Genomic DNA, 19,464 nt, shown 5'->3' with positions numbered 1-19,464 from the left:
TACAAGTAAATACAAGCTAGCTCACAAATTATTTTTAGTGCTGATATTTGGTGTTAGTATTCCAACACCGCAAAAAGAAACCAAAAAGAGAACTGCATCATGTCGTGGGATCAAGTCTGGATAGATATCAACATCGCCACAATGTCGCCAAACATTTCAGAGCCTTACGGTGCCATTACCGATGCAGCGCTTGCTGTACAGGACGGCAAAATAGCTTGGGTTGGTAAGCGTAGCGAACTGCCTGAATTTGATGTATTCGCTACCCCAATTTACAAAGGTAAAGGTGGCTGGATCACCCCTGGATTAATCGATGCCCACACCCATTTAATATTTGCAGGCAACCGCGCTAATGAGTTTGAACTGCGTCTACAAGGCGCGAGTTACGAAGAGATCGCACGCAGCGGCGGTGGTATCATTTCAACCGTCAAAGCCTGCCGCGAAGCCGATGAAGCCGAGCTATTTGAGCTGGGTCGTCAACGCCTAAACGCACTCGCTAAAGAGGGCGTGACCACCGTAGAAATCAAGTCAGGTTATGGCCTAGATATCGACACCGAGCTTAAAATTCTACGCGTCGCCCGCGAACTGGGTAAGCATCATCATGTAGACGTTAAAACCACCTTTTTAGGCGCACACGCTATTCCACCAGAATACAAAGACGCTCCCGGTAGTACAGAAAGGAGTGATGCTTACGTTGACTTAGTGATCAACGAAATGTTACCGCGCGTGATTGCAGAAAACCTTGCCGATGCTGTCGATGTGTTTTGCGAGAATATCGCCTTCAATTTAGAACAAACCGAACGCGTACTCACCGCCGCAAAAGATGCTGGACTGGATATCAAATTGCACGCAGAGCAGCTTTCTAATATGGGCGGCTCCGCCTTAGCAGCCAAGCTTGGCGCTAAATCGGTAGATCACATCGAATATCTTGATGAAGACGGCGTAAAAGCATTAAGCGAAAGCGGTACCTGCGCCACAATTCTTCCCGGCGCATTTTACTTTTTACGTGAAACCCAACACCCGCCAATCGATTTGCTGCGCAAATACAAGGTGCCTATGGTGGTCGCCAGCGATTACAACCCGGGCTCATCACCAATATGCTCCAGCCTATTGATGCTCAATATGGCCTGTACGTTACTGCGTTTAACGCCAGAGGAAGCGTTAGCAGGCATGACGCGCAATGCCGCCAAGGCGTTGGGCATTGATGACCATGTCGGCGTTATTGAAGTCGGCATGACTGCCGATTTCTGTATGTGGAATATCAGCACCCCAGCGGAGCTGGCGTACACCTATGGTGTGGCATCGTGTGTGGATGTGGTGAAAAACGGTCATCTCGTACACCAATGATGAGCTATGCCTGAGCGATGAGGCATGTTCATCGTTTTAGGTGTTGCTGTTAGTTTTTATCGTATTTGGAACTTCGGAGTGGCTTCCAGCAGCCCTGGTTCCAATTGCCTGCAGCTGGTGCTGGACAGGGTTTTGTATCTAATAACCTCAGGTGTGGCTTTCTACATCTAATGCAGCTAATGACCTGCGGTCGGCGTATGTGCAGACACTTCTTAGGCACGCTTTACGTCATCCCAGACCGCTCTACGATGGCAAACAACATCCCGGTTTAAAGGCCAGTTCGGCATCCTGCCTCTCGTTCGAGAGCTTGATAACTCCGTTATCTCTCACCATGCCATCAAAGGCCTAAGCCGCATCTACACTAGGTTAGAAAAGCACAATTCCTAGCTTTTAGTGTTCGCATAAAATCCGAAATCAATATCCACCCAGAAGTTACAGGAAACACCTATTCCCCATCGAAGTTGCCGAAGTGCGTAAGTAAAAATGCCGTAGAACCATCATGGATGATGGTTCAGGCTCGGAGGGACATGGATGTCCCATCTGAGCCGTTAGGCGATTTTTATTGAAGCATGAGGCCCGCATCTAATGCATGTAACTTCGTCGGGGCGGCAGGGGTGATCCAAGAGGGGATTGCTGTTGATCCCCTCTTGGCCGTGTGTGAGCTGGAAGCTCACGACCTTTATCAAGCGCAGCTTGATTGCTTATGTCTTTAAGCAAAACTTACATTCAACCACCCGTGCTTCCAATTGCCAGCAGCAGACGTATGTGCAGACACTTCCGTGACATGCTGTAAATCCATCCCTGGAAGCTCGGCCATGACAAACAACATCCCTGTTCAAAGGCCAGTTCGGCATCCTGCCTCTCGTTCGAGAGCTTGATAACTCCGTTATCTCTCACCAGATCATGGACGGTCACGGCCGTATCTGCACCGGATTAGAAAAGCACTATCTCTAGGTTTCTGTGTTCACAGATACAAGCTACAAAACTAAAATTAGCCACTGAATTTACAGGAAACTCCAATTCCCCATCGAAGTTGCCGAAGTGCGTTGGAAATTCTTTATAAACCAGAGTCACGTGATGCCGACAGGGATGTCGGCATAGCTTTCGCGGGGCAGGCCGTTCCTAGGCATCCATGCCTTCACGGCATTTGTGAATCCATTCACATCAGATGCCCCATCGGAAGCGTTAGTGATTTATCCATAAGCATGAGGATCAACAACTTCGTCGGGGCGGCAGGGGTGATCCAAGAGGGGATTGCTGTTGATCCCCTCTTGGCCGTGTGTGAGCAGGAAGCTCACGACCTTTATCAAGCGCAGCTTGATTGCCTAAGTTGTTAGACGAAGTCTAACTATAGAGTTCAGGCGTAGCCTGATAGATTTATCAAACGAAGTTTGATGATTAAAAATGAAAAGTTAGCCATCAGCTAACGCCTGAGCAATTACCATTGTATAATCACCCCACAAAAACCTAACCCACTGATAAATGTCTAAATACCTATCACAGCTACTTATACTCGTGTTCAGCGTAACCGCTATCGCCATAGCGAATGTCGCTAGCGCTAACAGTAGCGAATTAGACTTGAGCGACTACGATGCAGATGTAGCGGCACTGCTACAAGAATATCAGGGGCAAGACTCATACTCTCGGCCTATCGTGCCGTCGGTTTTAGTCTTTAAAGACAGCGCACAAGCTTCAACTTACGTCGACTTTAAACGTGGTTTAATCTTGGTCGAAACCCGCAGTAAAGCGCAGCTAAAAGAAGCTGTGGTACAGGTGCTACTTACCCAAATTGACCCTAAGGTCATCGACGCACAAACCGCAGAGGACTTTGGCTTAATCAGCAAAAAGAAGAAGCCTTTTTTCTGGGGGCAAGTGCTCGATAAAGAGGGCAAGGCGATTGAATTTGAATGGCGGGCATCACGCTATGCCGATGAGCTAGTCAATAAAAGCAAACGAGTTAACTCGCGCTTTCAAGTGGCTATTCACATGGTGAAAGAACACACCACCATAGCTGGTAATAAGTACATTAACTATGCCCGCAGCGCTAGCCGAAAACACGGGGTTAGCACAGATTTAATTATGGCGATTATCGAGACTGAAAGCTCGTTTAACCCGCTGGCTCGTTCACGCTCTAACGCCCTAGGCTTGATGCAGATTAAGGCTAACACTGCGGGCCGTGACTATTTCAATTTAATTCAAGGCTATAAACATACACCGTCGTCGGCTTACCTTTATGATCCGGCCAAAAATATCGAGGTCGGCACGGGCTATTTAAAGATACTTTCAAGCCGCTACCTTAAGGGGATTACCCATCCAAAGAAACGTGAATATGCGGTGATCTCAAGCTATAACGGCGGTGCGGGTAATCTGTGGAAGAGTCTCGACTCTAGGGGGAATCGCACCAAGGCCTTAGCGCGGATTAATAAGATGACGGTGAGTGAGTTTTATTGGTTTTTGACCCATCGTCACAACCGCCAAGAAACCCGAAACTACTTGAAAAAAGTCAGTAGTAGACAGAAGAAATATCTCTAACTTAATTACCTAATAGAAAGGTAAGTAGCACACTTCAGGCTCCTATCTCTTCACTGCAATCTTTTTAGGATTGCGCCATATAAAACGAAAACGATAGCCAATGGGCTATCGTTTTTGTCTTCAAATAGCTAATCCATTAGAGCTTACTTTGCTGTTTATACTTGGCCAGCTGCTTAGCGTATTTATTTTGATAAAACGGATGGTCGGTAATATCCAGCGCTAGAGCTTGGTACTTTATTGCCAACTCTATCTCTCCCAGTTTGGCGTAAGCACCGGCTACCGCATCATAAGCAGCATAGGCTTCTGGAGAGTCGCTAATCGCTACCTTATACACCTCAATCGCCTTGCTTGGTTCGGCCTCAAGGTAAGCGTCACCCAGTTGTATTAATGAGCTGGTTGCGGGCACTTTAAAGCCATATTTCTGCTCAGTTAAAAACTGGTAATGCGCCAAAATCGCCTTTGGGCCTTGCTTTGAAATGTCTGAATCTGCCGCTAACACTTGATGGTAATCATCGAATAACTGCTCAATGGCATAGGCTGTAGCGAGCACGGGTTGCGTCATGTAATAGCTGCCATCGAAGCGCTTTATACGGTAATCCAATGTGCTATTTGCATTGGCTTTTATGATAGTTTCCATTTCAGCAAACGACGCTAACTGCCTTTGCTCAAAGTCACTATCGCTAGTGCTCATAAACAAAAATCGAGGATTACCTTGCATATCAGCAAGCTTTTTCGGCGCATCTTTAATGACATAGGCAAAATCTTTACTTAGCACAGGGCTTGCTACAAAGTAGGCATTAAACAAGCTGGGGCGATTGATTAAGGTATATAATCCCAGCCCTGCGTTACCGGTAAAGCCATTTAAAATGCGAAAACCATTAGTGCGGTATTGCTTGTCGATAGCGGGCAGTAGGTTTTGTTCGAGGTAATCGAGTAACTGTTGATTACCGCGTTCTTCAATCGCTGCGCTTTTTAGTTCGCCTAAGCCTTGATGGCCATCAGGCGCCGTCACGATAATGGTCTCTAACCAGGGCCAATCACCGTTATGGCTCATCCAGTCATGCATGCCCGCGAGCAAGGCTTGGCTTCGTGGATGAAAATCAACTAGCACGATATATTCTTTATCTGGTTTGGTGCCATAACTGGGCGGTAACGTCACAGTAAACTCTGCGGGTTCGATTAGCTCTGAAGTTACTGTTAATGGCTCTACCACGCTATGTGTGGCGCTTACATTAACACTGAAGAGTGGCACGAATAAGCACGCGATAAAAAATATTCTCGTCATTTTCGATCCTTGAAGTTTACTCATTTAAAGCTAGCTATCTAGATCTAGCCATTTAAATTAGCGCCGTTGCCGCCACTCGCTAGCTAAGTAGTTAAGCAAATCGTTAAATAACTGACCAAGTTAACAGTAGATTACTTAATAAACAACTACGACTCAGGGTTTAGACAAAATGAACCACGAGCAATCAAAATAACCGCTGCGAGTGTTTTAATGAATAACTCAGCTTGGTCAGTCAATATTAGATATAAGTCGCCAACAATCAGAAAAAACTGTAAATTTAGTACCTAGTGAGCGCCGATTACACTAGCCAACTGAGCTAATTCAGCTTAGGATCTGAGCAATAAATCGATCTCGACTACAAGTAATCCACATTGCGGAGTAACCAAACATTATGGGTATCAGAGCCATCGTCGTAGATACAGCCGGTACGACTACCGACCTTAACTTTATTGAGGATGTACTATTTCCTTATTCAGCTAAGGCCTTACCCGCTTTTCTGGAACAGAATCAACATAATGTACTCGTAGATAACTGCATTTGCGATGTGCAAGATATCGCACTGGAGCCTGATGCCAGCCTTGCTCGCGTCACTGAAATTTTGCAGCAATGGATTAAAGAAGATCGCAAAGCTACGCCGCTAAAAACCTTACAAGGTTTGATCTGGAAGCAGGGCTATGCCAATGGTGAGTTTAAAGGGCACATCTTTCCTGATTTTATCGAAGCATTAGATGGCTACAAGCAACAAGGTTTACGTGTTTACAGCTTCTCTTCTGGCTCGGTTGAAGCGCAAAAACTATTATTTAGCCACAGCGATGCGGGCGATCTAAACGATAAGTTTAACGGTCACTTTGATACTCGCACGGGTAACAAGCGCTTCAAGCAAGCTTATTGCAATATCGTCAACACGATTAGCCTAAGCCCGAAGCAGATTTTGTTTGTATCTGACGTGCTTGAAGAGCTAAAAGCCGCTAGTGAAGCAGGCTTAAACGTAGTACAAATGGTACGCGATGATAGCCAACGCACTGGTGACTTTAGAACCATCACTAGCTTTAGCGAACTGAAAATCGACTAAACTAGAGCACATTAAAAAAGGGCCTTTATGGCCCTTTTTTGTTACTTTTTATGGTCAACTTACCACTGGAAAGGCGGGTGAAATACACTTTTTCACTTCAAACCTAAAGCCATCCAGTTGCGCCTTATCTCGATAAACCTCCATGATTTCATAATCGTTTAGTTCGACCACTCTTGAATCAACATCCTTTTGACACCTAGATTTACTGTCAGCTTCAAACTCAAATGCAAAGAGTGCAATCATCTGTCGCACAAATGCTTGGTACGCATAACGTGTTTGCAAATACTCATCTGTCATACCCTTTAGCTCTGTATCTTCGGCACTTATAGTGGTCGCAGTCGGTACCAAGCCAACAGTGATATCGCTAGTAATAGTTTGTTGTAATTGCTCTGCTTCAAGCTCTGGCAATACATATAAAACAAGGTGAGCAAGCAAGCCTGTTGCCAACATTAAACGCAATAGCCAAGTGAGTTTTTGAAAATGCACATTTTGGGTCAACTTAGGCAGTTTTATGCCTAATGGTGCGAGCATTAAAGCAAGCATTAAATAGAAAGGTACCAACAACTGCGCGGCGAGAATAACCAGGGCGGTGATAAACACAAACCATACTGGGATATAAAGCAAAATCGCTAAATTGTGAGTATAAGCAACATGCGCGGCAGACACTCCAATCACATCATTGACGACTCCGCCGGCCCAACTCAAAGCAAAGTTAGCCACCACAGCATAAAACAGCAACAGCACTGCTTTACCAACTAAGCTATGCCAAATTCGCTCAAAAATAGGTAACAGCTCTATCGTTAACGCCAACACAGTTAACACAGCAACCCAACTAAATGAGTCCGCAAAAATAGCAATCAATCCCGCTAACACATATAGGTATTGCGCGAAAGTCAGTACTGATAGCTTTTGCCCTAAGCCTGAAATTCGCTTTTGGTAGAAGCCCTTAACCGAAGATAATATGATTTGAAAAGCTGCGGGCATTGTTATTATTTTTGTTGCCGTCATAAAAAAACGGACCCCATTCATTATTAATTGCACAAGAAGCGACCACCATAAACGCTTAGCAACAATTTACCAACATTATCTGCTATAAGTAAACACGCTTAGTATTTGCCGACTTTCAAGTGCATTATTTTGCTAAATAGCGGCTTTTTAACCTCTCCCAATTATCACTTTGACGAGCGTACTCCTCTTCACACATCACCGCTCTTTCTATGCCTTGTTCAGAGCCTACCAGCAGACTTGCATATTTCTCAGGATTGCTACCATAAATTAGGCATACACTTGCATGGTATCGCTGTGCATCTAGGCTATGTTCATCACTAAAATCACCATCTGCCAGCTCATCAATGTCTTCATCTTCGAGCGCAAATAGGTCAGCTGCACTTAACGCAATTTCTGCGCCTTGTTCAAAAGCATTGATAAGTAATAATGTCGCCAAGGTATCCACCGCATCTTCTTCCCGCCCAAGTACGATTACATCATTAGCGTAAATATAGGCGTGGCCATACTCGTGACCTAATGTATGGAGCAGCGCATCTTGAGTGGCGGTTTTTGGGCTTACTCCCGTTTGCTGATATTCATCTTTGGTAAAGCGATTAAGCACCTCAGTGACGAAGTGATAAGGGATTTCTATTTGCATTGTCTCAGGGTCAAACAATGGTCCATCTTGCGAACCAAACACCACGGTTAATTTGTGTTGCATGGGTAAAGTTAAGTACAGCAGTTGCAACTGCGGCTCAATACTTTTAATTAACCGATAAGCCCTGAGCTCTTGTCGGGTTTCAGCCTCAATAAATTGATTTACTACCGCCGCCTGACTCAGTTGCCCAAAGCTGAGCAGTAACGCGATTGCTAACCATTTAGTCATTCTTTGCATATACCCCCACTTATACTAGTTAGCATTATCCATTGCCTTGTTGCCTGATAAACATGCTGTTATGCTGGTCAAAAGTTAAACGCCCGTTTAAATATTGGTACGAATCAACTAGAGAGCATTATGGATAATTTTCTTAAGCAATATCCCATCAACACCCAAATTATAGTCGCTTGGGGCGAAATGGATGCCTTGCAACACGTTAATAATGTGGTGTATTTCCGCTACTTTGAAACCGCCCGTATCGACTTTTTTAATCAGATAAACTTGCTTGATGAGCTACAAACTACCGCTATTGGCCCGGTGATCAGTGAAAACCAAGCCCGCTATAAACGTCCAGTCACCTTTCCTGATACCTTAACGGTTGGTGTTAGCATAAGTGACATTAAAGATGACCGGTTTATGATGCACTACAGTGTATATAGTCAAAACCAAAAGGCTGTGACGACACTAGGCAGTTCACAGGTGGTGATGTTTAACTTTAAAACGGGCCAAAAAGCTAAACTCACCGCCGAGTTACTCGATGCCTTAAAAACCTATGAGTACGAAATAAGCTAATCTTTTGACTCAAAGCCCTTGGACTTGCCTGACACAAAAAGGATAAATCATGAGTGAACAGATCATCCACCTTGCAGATGAAAGTCGATTCGTTATCAACCTAGACGGGGCGCAAGCCGTATTAGCTTATGAGCTGTTTGATAATAGTGCCGACCCATCGGCTCCCCGATGTAATTTCAACAACACCTATGTACCACCTGAGCTACGTGGTAAAGGCTTAGCTGAAAAGCTAGTGCGTAGTGGCCTAAGATGGGCCAAATCGCAAGGCTTTGAAATTGAAGCAAGCTGCTGGTACGTGCAGAAGTTTTTGAGCAAAAAATAACAACGTACTCAAACTCAAGGCTCATTTTCACGAGCCCATACTCATTACACTACTCGCCTGTCAGCAACGCTAACTGCTCTCGAATGCCAGCACCTAGCGGCTGGCTTTTCTCGCTCGTATAGTCGTAATGCACCATGGTCGTTTGCGCTTCCGCGGTCTTTTTGCCGTTCTGCCAGCAACTTTGAGTTAGCTCAAAACTGCTATTACCGATACGACTCACCCAGGTTTTTACCGTTACGTCGCTGGCAAAGTAGGTCGGTGCGTTAAAGCCGATAGTAAAGCCCGCGACAATCAAGTTCCACTTAGTGAGATCTTGTGTTGGATTAAAAATCTTGAAAATAGGCTCACGCGCCGCCTCAAACCACACCGGAATAACGGTATTGTTAATATGGCCTAGGGCGTCGGTTTCACAAAACCTTGGTTGTAGGGTCAGGCTAAATGCAGTCTCTTGCACGCTGGTATTCCTTGTTGTTATTGTTATTGCTGTGATCGTTATTAGAATTTTATCGGCTCCATTCTACCGATAAATAGCAGGCTTAAAAGAGCTGCAACGCAATTGCGGTTAACTGCGCTGGAATTAAAGATTTGCAGGTGGAAATACCAATAAATGAATGCAACATTTATGGCCAGACACAAATACCAACACTATCCGTCCATGGGTGTTGGCATAAATGTTCCAGACATAAAAAAGGCACGCTAATGCGTGCCTTTCACTAAATGACGATGACTTAAGCGCGTATTAGCGGCTATACATCTTATCGATTTCACGAGCGTACTTGTTGTAAATCACTTTACGACGTAGCTTCATGGTTGGGGTAATAAGGCCTGCTTCCATCGAGAATGCATCGGGTAACAAGGTAAACTTCTTAATCTTTTCAAAGCCAGCTAGCTCGCTTTGTAATGTCTTAAGACGCTGCTCAAAATGCTCAACCACGTGGCTATGACGCAATAGATCCAGCTGCGACTCGTAATTTACGCCTTTCTCTTTTGCCCAAGCCTCTAACGACTCAAATGCTGGCACAATTAACGCGGTTACGTAGTTACGCGCATCGGCAACAATCGCTACCTGCTCGATGAATGGGCAACAACCGACTTTGCCTTCAACACGTTGCGGCGCAATATACTTACCGTTTGATGTTTTCATGAGCTCTTTAATGCGGTCAGTGATAAACAAGTTACCGTTTTCATCGATACGACCCGCATCACCGGTTTTCAACCAGCCATCTTCAAATGTTTCGGCAGTTTCTTCTGGACGGTTGTAGTAACCACGCATCACAGTGTCGCCGCGAACCATGATTTCGTTATCTTTACCGAGTTTAATCTCAACTTCTGGTAGTACCTGGCCGTTAGAACCGGGAACGCGGTTAGCCAAGGTATTACAGGTCGCCGTTGCCGTCGTTTCTGTCATGCCGTAACCACATAGCACAGGTACATCGATGCTTTGGAAGAAAGCACTGACGTTTGGATCTAGTGCTGCGCCGCCGCAAGGCATAAACTTAAGACGACCACCTAACACCTGCTTTAACTTACTGAAAACCAGCTTATCGGCTAATTTCCACTGCAAGCTTAAGCCCAATGATGCTTTATGGCGACCTTGGCCCACTTCAGACTGCTTATGACCAACAGACATTGCCCAGGTAAACATTTTTTGGCGCATATCAGGTGCTTTAATCACCTTATCTTGTACGGCGCTATACACTTTTTCTAAGAAGCGCGGCACCACACATAATGTGTGCGGACGAACTTGAACAATCGCCTCTTTTACCGCCATTGGATTAGACAGGTATACGTTACGGCCACCACGACACAATACGTAGAAGCTCCAACCGCGCTCAAATACATGGCTAAGCGGTAAGAATGCTAACGACACATCACCAGGAGTAAAAGGTAATAATGTGTCATGCTGACGCACCATAGAGGCAATGTTGCGGTAATCAAGCATTACGCCTTTAGGGTCGCCCGTTGTGCCTGAGGTATAAATTAGCGTCAGTAGATCATCTAAATTCTTGTCGTTCAAACGCTTTTCAAGTTCAGCGTCTGCTGCCACATCAAGTTCACGCGCAAGTAGATCATCCAAATAAAAATGGTTTTGCTTATCTTGTAACTCAACGGATTGGTCGAAAACCACCACACTTGTCAGGCTATCGCATTGTGCAGCTAGCTCACATGCCATTGCATACTGCACCGCATCACCGACAAAAATCAGCTTGGCGGCTGCGTCGTTAACAATGTAAGCCGCTTGCTCCATAGTGCTAGTCGGGTAGATAGGCACAACGACAGCTTTAGCTTTGAGTAAGCCCAAATCGGCACAGGTCCACTGCGGGCAGTTCTGCGACAAAATAACTGCGCGGTCATGGGATTCAATACCAAACTGAATTAACACCCGTGCAATTTTAGAGGTGATGGTATCGAATTGAGTCCAGCTCACTTGATGCCAAGGCGCTGCAGTTTCGAATCCTTCGAGCGCAATAGCGTCGCCAAGTGATTGGCTCTGTTGCTGTATTAATCGTACTACGTGATATTGCTCGAGCGACATAAAATAACTACCTTTTAGCTTACAAGTGTTCCGCTTTTCGGCAAGTCTACTAGAAGACGCTCTAAACACTAAGAGTTTTTGCTCTATTTTTGTTAACTCAGACACAAAAAAAGACCGTCCTGCGATGTGAATAGCCTTTATTTAACAGCAAGTCTTTTAAGCTAAGCATCTAAGTTAAAACAAAAATAGTTTATTAACACCTGTAGCAATATCGTGCGATTTCCAGCACAAACAAATAGATTAAATTTTAACCATCTTGGTGAGTTTAGCGTTTTCTAAGCCTGATATCAGCCTATGAGCGCAGTAGATCACCTCGCCATAAGCGTTGTTTTGCTGCCCACAAGGTGAATATCGAGACCAGTAAAAATAGAAGATCCCATTTCACTAAATTCCATACCGGCTCACCCGTTTCGATATTTGATAACCCTATCGAAGCCCAGCCAGACAGTAAGCCCACTAAGAAAATCAAACCCGATATCTGCATCGAGTTACGACACATAGAGCCTAACCCCAATGTAGCCGCGCAGCCAAACAGAACGGTTAATACAATATGTAGCCAAATAGACACCGTAATCACAGGGTTTAACAGGCTAACTAAGCTCGCAGTGACAACCATGCTAATCACTAAGATGGCTAACAATCGATATTGCGCCTTCATAAAGGCATCAATCATTCCCTGCTTACCATCAAAGCCAGGTAGTACGTACAGGCTTTCAACCGCACGCCAGCGCTGGATCCGGCTCCAATGCAGCATGCCACATAAGATACAGTTAAATTGCACCAGTAAAATCAATACCGGAAACTGAACTGCCATAAAGTGAGCTGCAACAGCTAACAGCAGAGCCAGTAGCGGCATAGCAAATAACATGATGCTAAACACTGGGCCAATAAAATAGTTAGCCGGATGCAAGCTACGCTCGAGTCGATTTAACCAACTAGAAGACTGTGGCGATGGAAACCAAAGCCAACCCATCTCCAGACCATTAAGATACACGCTGCGCGCCTTACTGTTCCAACCTAAACCAGAGAGCTTGCGCCATAAAACCGCCCCTAAGACCAAAACGGCAAACAGTAATAGAAAGGGTCCGCCTTGGGGTAAATGCCCAACTAAATATGGCTGCATAGGTAAAGAGATATACAGCAGAAATGACAGATGAAAGGCATTGCTCCTTGTCAGGCTAAGGTACACAAACCCTAGGCCAAGAAACTGTGTCATCAGCAATTCATCTATGTTCTCCAACGAGCCATGAGCCACTAGAAACATCAGGGCGATAGCCATACTCGCGACAAATAATGCTAAAGCCTGCAACAGCACACTTTGGCGATATTGCGGCACTAATATGGCCCACTCGGTTGCCGCTAAGCGGTTCATCTGCCACCCAATCGCCACGCACGTAGAGGCAACAAACATGTTCATTAACAGCAGCAGAGTATCTATTTTTCGCTCCGCATCATCGGGCAGCAGAAACGGCAACCCTAGCGCCATAATCAACCCCAGTAAGCCCACACCAAGAAAGCTGACGCAGCCGAGATCAAATAACCAAAGCCGCACTGACCCCTTTAGCCATTTTCCTGACATGATAAAGCCGTGCTTCATGAGTGCAGCTCCATAAATAGCTGCTCTAAATTAAGTGGTTCTGCCGCAAGCAAGCCAGCAAAGCTATGCTGATAATTATCCACCAGCACCTTGTTTCCCTGCCGATTTAACACCGCTAGATCATCAGGCAGCTGAGCATCATCTTCAAGACTCAGCAATTTGACCTGTTCACGTAGCTCATCAATCTCTTTAAACAGCACTAACTCACCGTTCTTAATCAACGCAAGATGGCTGGCAACACGTTCAAGATCAGAGGTGATATGGGAGGAAAACAATACACAAGAGCCTGACTCGATGGCGAGATCAAACAAGTCAGCCATAAATTTACGCCGCGCGATGGGATCTAAACTGGCAACAGGCTCATCTAATATCAGCAGTTTTGGGCGGTAAGACATAGCCATGATCAAGGCCAAAGATTGACGCTGCCCCACAGATAGGCGCTGGACTTGCTGCTTGAGATCAAGGTCGAAACGTTGCAACCACTCAGTTTCTAACGCGATATCCCACTCGGGATAAAAGCTACGGTGCAGATCGAGCGCTTTTGTTACGCTAAAACCTTCATAGCCAAAGGGTTGTTGCGGCACGTAGCCTATTTGAGTCTTAAGCTTAGAGCTGAGTTCATTGACAGACGAGCCGAGTACCCGCACCTCACCAGAGCAGGGCTCCATGATCCCCAATGCACAGCGCATCAGGGTAGACTTACCCGCACCATTTTGCCCTAGCAACCCCACAACCATACCGGGATAGAGCTGCAGATCCAATGATTTTAATGCGCTTTTCCCATCAAAGCGCTTACTTACCTGAGTGAATGCTAACGTCGGCGTTTCGTTCGTTTCCATCGAAATTTGTCCTTTAATCGCTTCAACTAAGCGTATTCATTTACTGGGCGTTACTTTTGCCAGCGCTCTGTCAACAAGGCGTGTAATTCATCTAAGCTCACTCCTAGCTGTAACGCCTGTGCGACTAACGCATCCACTTGCGGATAGAGTAGTTGCTGGCTATTCGTTGCTTCAGTTTGCCCTCTTTGAGCCACACGAGTGGGCTGACCACGGCGGCGCTCTAACCAACCTTGCTCAACTAACTGCTGAATCGCACGTGAGACTGTCATTGGATTTACAGTAAGGTGCTCAGCCATTTGGCGCACTGACGGCAAGACTTGCTCACTTTGTAGTTGACCACCCACAATTAAACGCACAATCTGCTGGTTCAATTGTCGATAAATAGGTTCACCACTGCTGGGGTTGACATTTAATTGTTCTAACATTAGCCTTTAGTCACTGTATTAATACATTGATACACCGATACAGTAACAAAGTTAACATAGATGCGCTAAATTGCAAAAAGGAATCAGTATCATGCTCCATGGAATGTACACTCAATTACACGCTCAGGTTTCATCGGCGTTGTGGCGTCATAAACGTATTGCCACGAGTGTATTGCTTAGTGCAGGTTTTTTAATGTTTCCAGCTCAAGCCGAAACTCCTTCCGTCACTGCTGACAGCTCAAATCTCAACAATCAACAAGCTTGCTATGTCGACGGATTATCGGAGCAGATGCAATGCGGCTCTATCTCGGTTCCTGAGAATTACGCCAAGCCAGATGGCAAACAGATTCAAATTCATTATGTGGTGATGCCAGCCATCAAACCAAGCGATAAAAAAACAGCACTGCTAGCCATTGCCGGCGGCCCTGGGCAATCGGCGATTGAGAACGCCCAAGGCTTCGATCGCATGCTGACTAAAGTGCGTCAAACTGAAGATGTCATTCTTATCGACCAGCGCGGCACTGGTCAGTCGAGCCCACTGCAATGTATTGGCGATGGCTTTGAAAGTGCTCTGGCGGTTAATGAAAGTGATTTTGATACCCGGGTTGAAACCCAAAAATGCCTAGATAGCCTCGAAGCCGACGTCACCCAATACGGCAGCCTTAGCGCACTTAAAGATTTTGAAGCGGTTAGACAGCACTTAGGTTATCAAAAACTGCACCTGTACGGCGTGTCTTACGGCACGCGTATGGCGCAACTGTATATGCGTCACTATCCTGAGCACCTGGCTACGGTCACCCTAGATGGCGTAGTGCCTATGCAGCAAAGTGTACTCGCTATTGGCAACGCCATCGCCCGCGCCTTCGATCTGCTTATCGAAGATTGCGCCAACAACAGTCTTTGTCATGCACAATTCCCTGAGCTTAGAGCCGATCTTGAAAAGGTCGATGCTGAGCTAACACAAGCGCCAAAAATAAGCCAAGTGCCCGACCCACTCACTGGCGAGTCGACACAACTGACCATGACCCGTAGTAAGTTCAAAGGTGCGCTGCGCATGGCACTGTATTCGCCAAGTACTCGCTCGCTTATTCCCCATGCGATTCATCAAGCCGCTAAAGGTAACTTTCAACCTGTGACGGGCCTATACGCTATGGGCATAGACAATGCGGGTATCGCCATGGGTATGCATGCCTCGGTGGTATGCGGTGAAGATTGGCAGCGTCTTACACCTGAGCTGCGAGCCAAAACCAGCGAGAGCTACTTTGGTAAAGAGATGCTAAAAACTTTTGCCGACTCCTGCGCAGTGTGGAATATGCCTGCGGTCGATGCCAACTTTAGCGACCCCATTGCCAGTGATATCCCGACCCTATTGCTCTCTGGTGAGTTAGACCCCGCTACGCCACCAAGCTGGGGAGAGCTTGCCATGGAAAAGCTAACCAATGCTAAACACTTTGTCGCCCCTTATGCGACTCACGGCGTGGCTTACCAGTCTTGTGGTAATGACCTTATTGCAGAGCTCGTTGAACAAGGCTCTGTAGCAGAGCTAGATGCTAAGTGCTTACAGGAAGATATTCGCCGCAACTTCTATCTCAATGCCAGTACAGTAGAAGCCATTCCTAGTGACAGTACTAAGCAAAAAGATGAACAAATAGACAAACAAACAGCCCTGAATAAGTAAGGAAACCACCATGATCAAAGTATCAAATTTATCAAAACGCATCGGAGATGTGCAGGCGCTGGATGATTTAAGTTTTTCAGCGTTAGATGGCCAAATTACCGGTCTACTCGGCCCAAATGGCGCGGGTAAAACCACCTGTTTACGCACCGTGTTTGGCCTTTTAAAGCCTGATAATGGTAACGCCGAAATCGATGGTATTGATATCGCGGTATCACCGGTCGCTGCCAAGCAACAATTAGGCTTATTCCCTGACCCATTTGGTTTGTATGAGCGCTTAACCCCGCGGGAATACATTAGCTACTTTGCCGAGCTTAATGGCTTGTCTCGCAAAGAAGCTAAGCTCGCCACCAGCAGTGTGATTGAGAAATTACACCTTGCCGATATTGCCGATAGACAATGCAAAGGCTTTTCTCAAGGCCAACGGATGAAAACGGCGTTGGCACAAGCCATAGTCCACCAGCCTACCAATATCATTCTCGATGAGCCAACGCGAGGCCTTGATGTCATGAGTACTCGGGTACTGCGCGATATTTTACGTGACTTGAGAAACCAAGGTCACTGCGTGTTGTTTTCAAGCCATGTGATGCAAGAAGTCGCCGCACTTTGCGATCAAGTGATAGTGATGGCCGAAGGCCGAGTGGTTGCCATAGGCAGCCCAGATGCATTGTGCCAGCAAACCGGTAAGGACTCGCTCGAAGATGCCTTTATTCAACTAATTGGTACCGACGAAGGCATCGCTGCCTAATTATTGGCGATAAAAGGATTTCAAAATGAGTAATAAAATAATCGCAATGATCCGCAAAGAGCTGATCGATGCGGCTCGCGATAAGCGCTCAGTCATGGCAGGTCTTTATTATGCTGTTGGCGCACCACTGCTGATGTGCGGTATGTTTTTTCTGTTGATTGGTCAGCTTACCAGCCCAGAAGATCTCAATATTAAGATTGATAACGCCAATGGCGCACCAGACCTCGTAAAGTTCCTCTCTAGCCGTGGAATTTCTCAGAGTGATGGCGCTGAAGAGACAGAGACTAAAGATATTCAACTGATCATCAGTGAGGACTATGCGGCCAACATGGCTAAAGGGCTTAGCGCCGAAGTGACGCTGATTGCCGATGCCTCAAATGAAAAACTCCAGATCTCTATTCGTCGCCTAGAAAGCCGTTTACGCGAATACAGTAGCGAGATGGGTAGCCTACGCCTGATTGCCCGCGGCATCGATCCTAGAGTAATGCAACCCATTAAGCTCAATGTTGAAGATGAAGCCACGCCAGATTCAAAGGCCGGTATGATCTTAGGCCTAGCCACCATGACCATGATCTACGCGGTATTTATCTCAGGCATGAACCTCGCCATCGACACCAGTGCCGGTGAGCGTGAGCGTAACTCGCTAGCCTTACTGCTAAGCCATCCGGTTTCGACCTGGGAAATCGTGATTGCTAAGATTGCCGCTGTGACGGTATTTGCCATGGTGGGGCTCGTCCTCACGCTCATCGTCTCTAAATTCGCTTACGCCTTTGTACCTTGGCAAGAGTTAGGTTTTGCCGTGAGCTTAAACATTAACTTTATTCTGATGATGATTGTTGTTGGTGCGCCAGTCGCGATTATGGCGGCTTGTTTACAGCTATTTGTGTCCTTTATGGCTAAGAGCTTTAAGGAGGCGCAGTCGTACATCACTATCGTGTTGATGGTGCCTATGATGTTAGCCATGGCAGCTAGCTACAATATTGCACCAGAAACAATTCAGTGGTTACCGGTTTCAGGCCAGCTACAGGCACTAATTGAGTTTATTAAAGGCCGCGAGCTACCAATGATGCAGCTAGCAGTGTCATCCGCTCTAACCTTGGCTATCGCCCTAGGTCTTGCTGTAGGTATGCAGAAGTCACTAAAGAGCGAGAAGATTGTGTTTGGTTTATAACCGAAAGTTACTGGGCTTTACGGGGAGTTTACACCCGTAGAGCCCTTACAGATTTAAATGACTCTTTAAGGAATGAGGAAATAAAAATGGAATTTATTGATAACATTTTAGCCAGTGATAACTATGCTTTTATGGCAATGCTTGCTGTTGTGGTAGTGGTTATTTGGTTTCTACCCGCCATGCTGGCATTAGTGTTTAACCGCAAGCACTTCAAACTTATTTTACTCGCCTGTATCCCGGCGGGTTTTTCACTGATTGCATGGGGTGGCGTGATGGTTTGGGCGGTAACTGGCAAGGCCGTTGATAAATATGCGAATCGGGATAAGGCTAAAAGTTAACGCTAGCAATCAAAAATGGAACACTCTCAAACCTAAGGAACATCGCTATGGATTTACCTCTTATTATTTTGATTATCTCTATTGTCGCCATTGCTACTGCGGGTGAAGCCTTTAAACATTATTTAAAGTCGCGCAAAATCACCAGCTCAGAGATCACTAACAACGAACTTGAGTTACTGCGTAAACAGAACCGACATTTAGAGCAGCGGGTAGAAGTGCTTGAAAAAATTGTGACTGACAGCAGCTACGATCTGAAGTCGACCATCAACTCACTGTAATTGCTTGCTTCAATTACCATACTCATAGGTTAATAAGGCTAGCTCTAAGCCTATGCTGTCGCCATTCGCGACAATTAACAGCAGTCATGAGTGTTAAGCTTGAGCTACTTACTCCCATGCTGGAGCTTGTTGCTTTGGCTTAATTTCAGCACAGAACCAAACCTATTCGCCCACTTTATTGCAATCCCTAGTCTACTGCTGCTCCGGGCTATAGTGCTAATATTATTGCCCGTAAAGGTGGCTAATATCGACAGCGCGGGTGCTCATTTCGCTACCCGCGCCAGTAGGACCCTCAAAAAGAGAGACCGATACGCCTATCTTTAATTACTTAGCTTTAGGTCTAAACGGCTTGATGACTGACTCGTCACACTCTAAGAATGGACCGTCCATTAGATCGATACAGTATGGAATTGCTGGGAACACCGCGTCTAAACACTCACGAATAGACTTAGGCTTACCCGGTAAGTTAACGATAAGTGAGTCACCACGTAGGCCAGCTGTTTGACGCGATAAAATGGCTGTCGGTACAAACTTAAGCGATTCGGCGCGCATCAGCTCACCAAAACCAGGCATCATACGATCGCATACCGCTTCTGTCGCTTCTGGCGTTACGTCGCGCTTAGCAGGGCCGGTGCCACCCGTCGTAACGATAAGACTACAGTTTTGCTCATCAGCCATCTTGATTAAGGTTGCTGAAATCACATCTTGTTCATCAGGGATCACTTCGTAAACAGGCTCCCACTCAGACGTGAGGTATTCGTTCAGTACGTCGATAATCGCCTTACCGGAGAGGTCTTCATAGATACCCGCGCTGGCTCTATCACTTACCGTTACAATACCGATTTTAGCTTTGCTCATTCTCTGT

20 protein-coding genes are annotated in these 19,464 nt (G+C 46.0%); 11 read left to right on the top strand and 9 right to left on the bottom strand.

The features are described from left to right. Window positions 1-99: 99 nt before the first annotated feature. The 3 genes from hutI (at window position 100) to ACVBIL_RS07855 (ending at window position 3,876) form a co-directional block, all read left to right on the top strand. A complete protein-coding gene (gene hutI, locus ACVBIL_RS07865) occupies window positions 100-1,344 on the top strand; it encodes an imidazolonepropionase (protein ID WP_447166424.1) in 1,245 nt (414 codons plus the stop codon). A gap of 569 nt (window positions 1,345-1,913) precedes the next feature. Beyond that, on the top strand, window positions 1,914-2,057 hold the full coding sequence (locus tag ACVBIL_RS07860; RefSeq protein ID WP_447166423.1) for a hypothetical protein: 144 nt from the start codon (window positions 1,914-1,916) through the stop codon (window positions 2,055-2,057). 769 nt (window positions 2,058-2,826) lie between these two features. Next, entirely contained in the window at window positions 2,827-3,876 is a 1,050-nt protein-coding gene (locus ACVBIL_RS07855; protein ID WP_447166422.1) for a murein transglycosylase domain-containing protein, read from the top strand. A gap of 136 nt (window positions 3,877-4,012) precedes the next feature. Here ACVBIL_RS07855 and ACVBIL_RS07850 read toward each other — a convergent pair whose 3' ends face one another. Beyond that, complete coding sequence (locus tag ACVBIL_RS07850; protein ID WP_447166421.1) at window positions 4,013-5,161, bottom strand: alpha/beta hydrolase-fold protein; 1,149 nt, start codon at window positions 5,159-5,161, stop codon at window positions 4,013-4,015. Between the two features lie 391 nt (window positions 5,162-5,552). On the opposite strand from ACVBIL_RS07850, the gene mtnC reads away from it, so the two are divergent. Continuing rightward, window positions 5,553-6,233 (top strand): acireductone synthase, encoded by a 681-nt coding sequence (gene mtnC / locus ACVBIL_RS07845; protein ID WP_447166420.1) that lies wholly within the window; start codon window positions 5,553-5,555, stop codon window positions 6,231-6,233. A 54-nt stretch (window positions 6,234-6,287) separates the two neighbouring features. On the opposite strand, the gene ACVBIL_RS07840 is transcribed toward mtnC, so the two are convergent. Both ACVBIL_RS07840 and ACVBIL_RS07835 read right to left on the bottom strand, forming a co-directional pair. Continuing rightward, on the bottom strand, window positions 6,288-7,217 hold the full coding sequence (locus ACVBIL_RS07840; RefSeq protein WP_447166419.1) for a hypothetical protein: 930 nt from the start codon (window positions 7,215-7,217) through the stop codon (window positions 6,288-6,290). Between the two features lie 148 nt (window positions 7,218-7,365). After that, on the bottom strand, window positions 7,366-8,115 hold the full coding sequence (locus ACVBIL_RS07835; RefSeq protein ID WP_447166418.1) for a DUF4344 domain-containing metallopeptidase: 750 nt from the start codon (window positions 8,113-8,115) through the stop codon (window positions 7,366-7,368). Between the two features lie 120 nt (window positions 8,116-8,235). Here ACVBIL_RS07835 and ACVBIL_RS07830 point away from each other — a divergent pair, with 120 nt between their 5' ends. Both ACVBIL_RS07830 and ACVBIL_RS07825 read left to right on the top strand, forming a co-directional pair. After that, window positions 8,236-8,670, top strand: a complete 435-nt coding sequence (locus ACVBIL_RS07830) for an acyl-CoA thioesterase (RefSeq protein WP_447166417.1) — start codon at window positions 8,236-8,238, stop codon at window positions 8,668-8,670. A gap of 49 nt (window positions 8,671-8,719) precedes the next feature. Continuing rightward, the gene (locus tag ACVBIL_RS07825) at window positions 8,720-8,992 is read left to right on the top strand and encodes a GNAT family N-acetyltransferase (protein ID WP_447166416.1); all 273 of its coding nucleotides are present in this window, start codon (window positions 8,720-8,722) and stop codon (window positions 8,990-8,992) included. Between the two features lie 49 nt (window positions 8,993-9,041). Here ACVBIL_RS07825 and ACVBIL_RS07820 read toward each other — a convergent pair whose 3' ends face one another. The 5 genes from ACVBIL_RS07820 to ACVBIL_RS07800 form a co-directional block, all read right to left on the bottom strand. After that, window positions 9,042-9,446, bottom strand: coding sequence for an acyl-CoA thioesterase (locus ACVBIL_RS07820; RefSeq protein WP_447166415.1), 405 nt, complete (start codon window positions 9,444-9,446; stop codon window positions 9,042-9,044). A 285-nt stretch (window positions 9,447-9,731) separates the two neighbouring features. Next, a complete protein-coding gene (locus ACVBIL_RS07815) occupies window positions 9,732-11,528 on the bottom strand; it encodes an AMP-dependent synthetase/ligase (protein ID WP_447166414.1) in 1,797 nt (598 codons plus the stop codon). Between the two features lie 292 nt (window positions 11,529-11,820). Next, window positions 11,821-13,125 carry a hypothetical protein gene (locus tag ACVBIL_RS07810; protein ID WP_447166413.1) on the bottom strand — a complete coding sequence of 435 codons (1,305 nt, stop codon included), beginning with the start codon at window positions 13,123-13,125 and terminating at the stop codon, window positions 11,821-11,823. Beyond that, window positions 13,122-13,964, bottom strand: coding sequence for an ABC transporter ATP-binding protein (locus tag ACVBIL_RS07805; protein ID WP_447166412.1), 843 nt, complete (start codon window positions 13,962-13,964; stop codon window positions 13,122-13,124). Before ACVBIL_RS07805 ends, ACVBIL_RS07810 begins: the two co-directional genes overlap by 4 nt. 50 nt (window positions 13,965-14,014) lie before the next feature. After that, window positions 14,015-14,389, bottom strand: a complete 375-nt coding sequence (locus tag ACVBIL_RS07800; protein ID WP_447166411.1) for a GntR family transcriptional regulator — start codon at window positions 14,387-14,389, stop codon at window positions 14,015-14,017. 91 nt (window positions 14,390-14,480) lie between these two features. Between ACVBIL_RS07800 and ACVBIL_RS07795 the strand changes: the two genes are divergently transcribed. From ACVBIL_RS07795 to ACVBIL_RS07775, 5 genes are all read left to right on the top strand, one after another. Continuing rightward, on the top strand, window positions 14,481-16,067 hold the full coding sequence (locus tag ACVBIL_RS07795) for an alpha/beta hydrolase (RefSeq protein ID WP_447166410.1): 1,587 nt from the start codon (window positions 14,481-14,483) through the stop codon (window positions 16,065-16,067). Between the two features lie 10 nt (window positions 16,068-16,077). Next, window positions 16,078-16,812, top strand: a complete 735-nt coding sequence (locus tag ACVBIL_RS07790) for an ABC transporter ATP-binding protein (protein ID WP_447166409.1) — start codon at window positions 16,078-16,080, stop codon at window positions 16,810-16,812. A 25-nt stretch (window positions 16,813-16,837) separates the two neighbouring features. After that, window positions 16,838-17,983: an ABC transporter permease gene (locus ACVBIL_RS07785; protein ID WP_447166408.1), complete on the top strand. Its 1,146-nt coding sequence runs from the start codon at window positions 16,838-16,840 to the stop codon at window positions 17,981-17,983. A gap of 86 nt (window positions 17,984-18,069) precedes the next feature. Then, the gene (locus ACVBIL_RS07780) at window positions 18,070-18,321 is read left to right on the top strand and encodes a superinfection immunity protein (protein WP_447166407.1); all 252 of its coding nucleotides are present in this window, start codon (window positions 18,070-18,072) and stop codon (window positions 18,319-18,321) included. 47 nt (window positions 18,322-18,368) lie between these two features. Next, entirely contained in the window at window positions 18,369-18,599 is a 231-nt protein-coding gene (locus ACVBIL_RS07775) for a hypothetical protein (protein ID WP_447166406.1), read from the top strand. 324 nt (window positions 18,600-18,923) lie between these two features. On the opposite strand, the gene mog is transcribed toward ACVBIL_RS07775, so the two are convergent. After that, window positions 18,924-19,457 carry a molybdopterin adenylyltransferase gene (mog, locus tag ACVBIL_RS07770; protein ID WP_447166405.1) on the bottom strand — a complete coding sequence of 178 codons (534 nt, stop codon included), beginning with the start codon at window positions 19,455-19,457 and terminating at the stop codon, window positions 18,924-18,926. Window positions 19,458-19,464: the final 7 nt, after the last annotated feature.

This window comes from Shewanella sp. 125m-7, from assembly GCF_052977045.1.
Note: the sequence above shows the minus strand (reverse complement) of the source record. Positions and strands in the feature narration are given on the sequence as shown.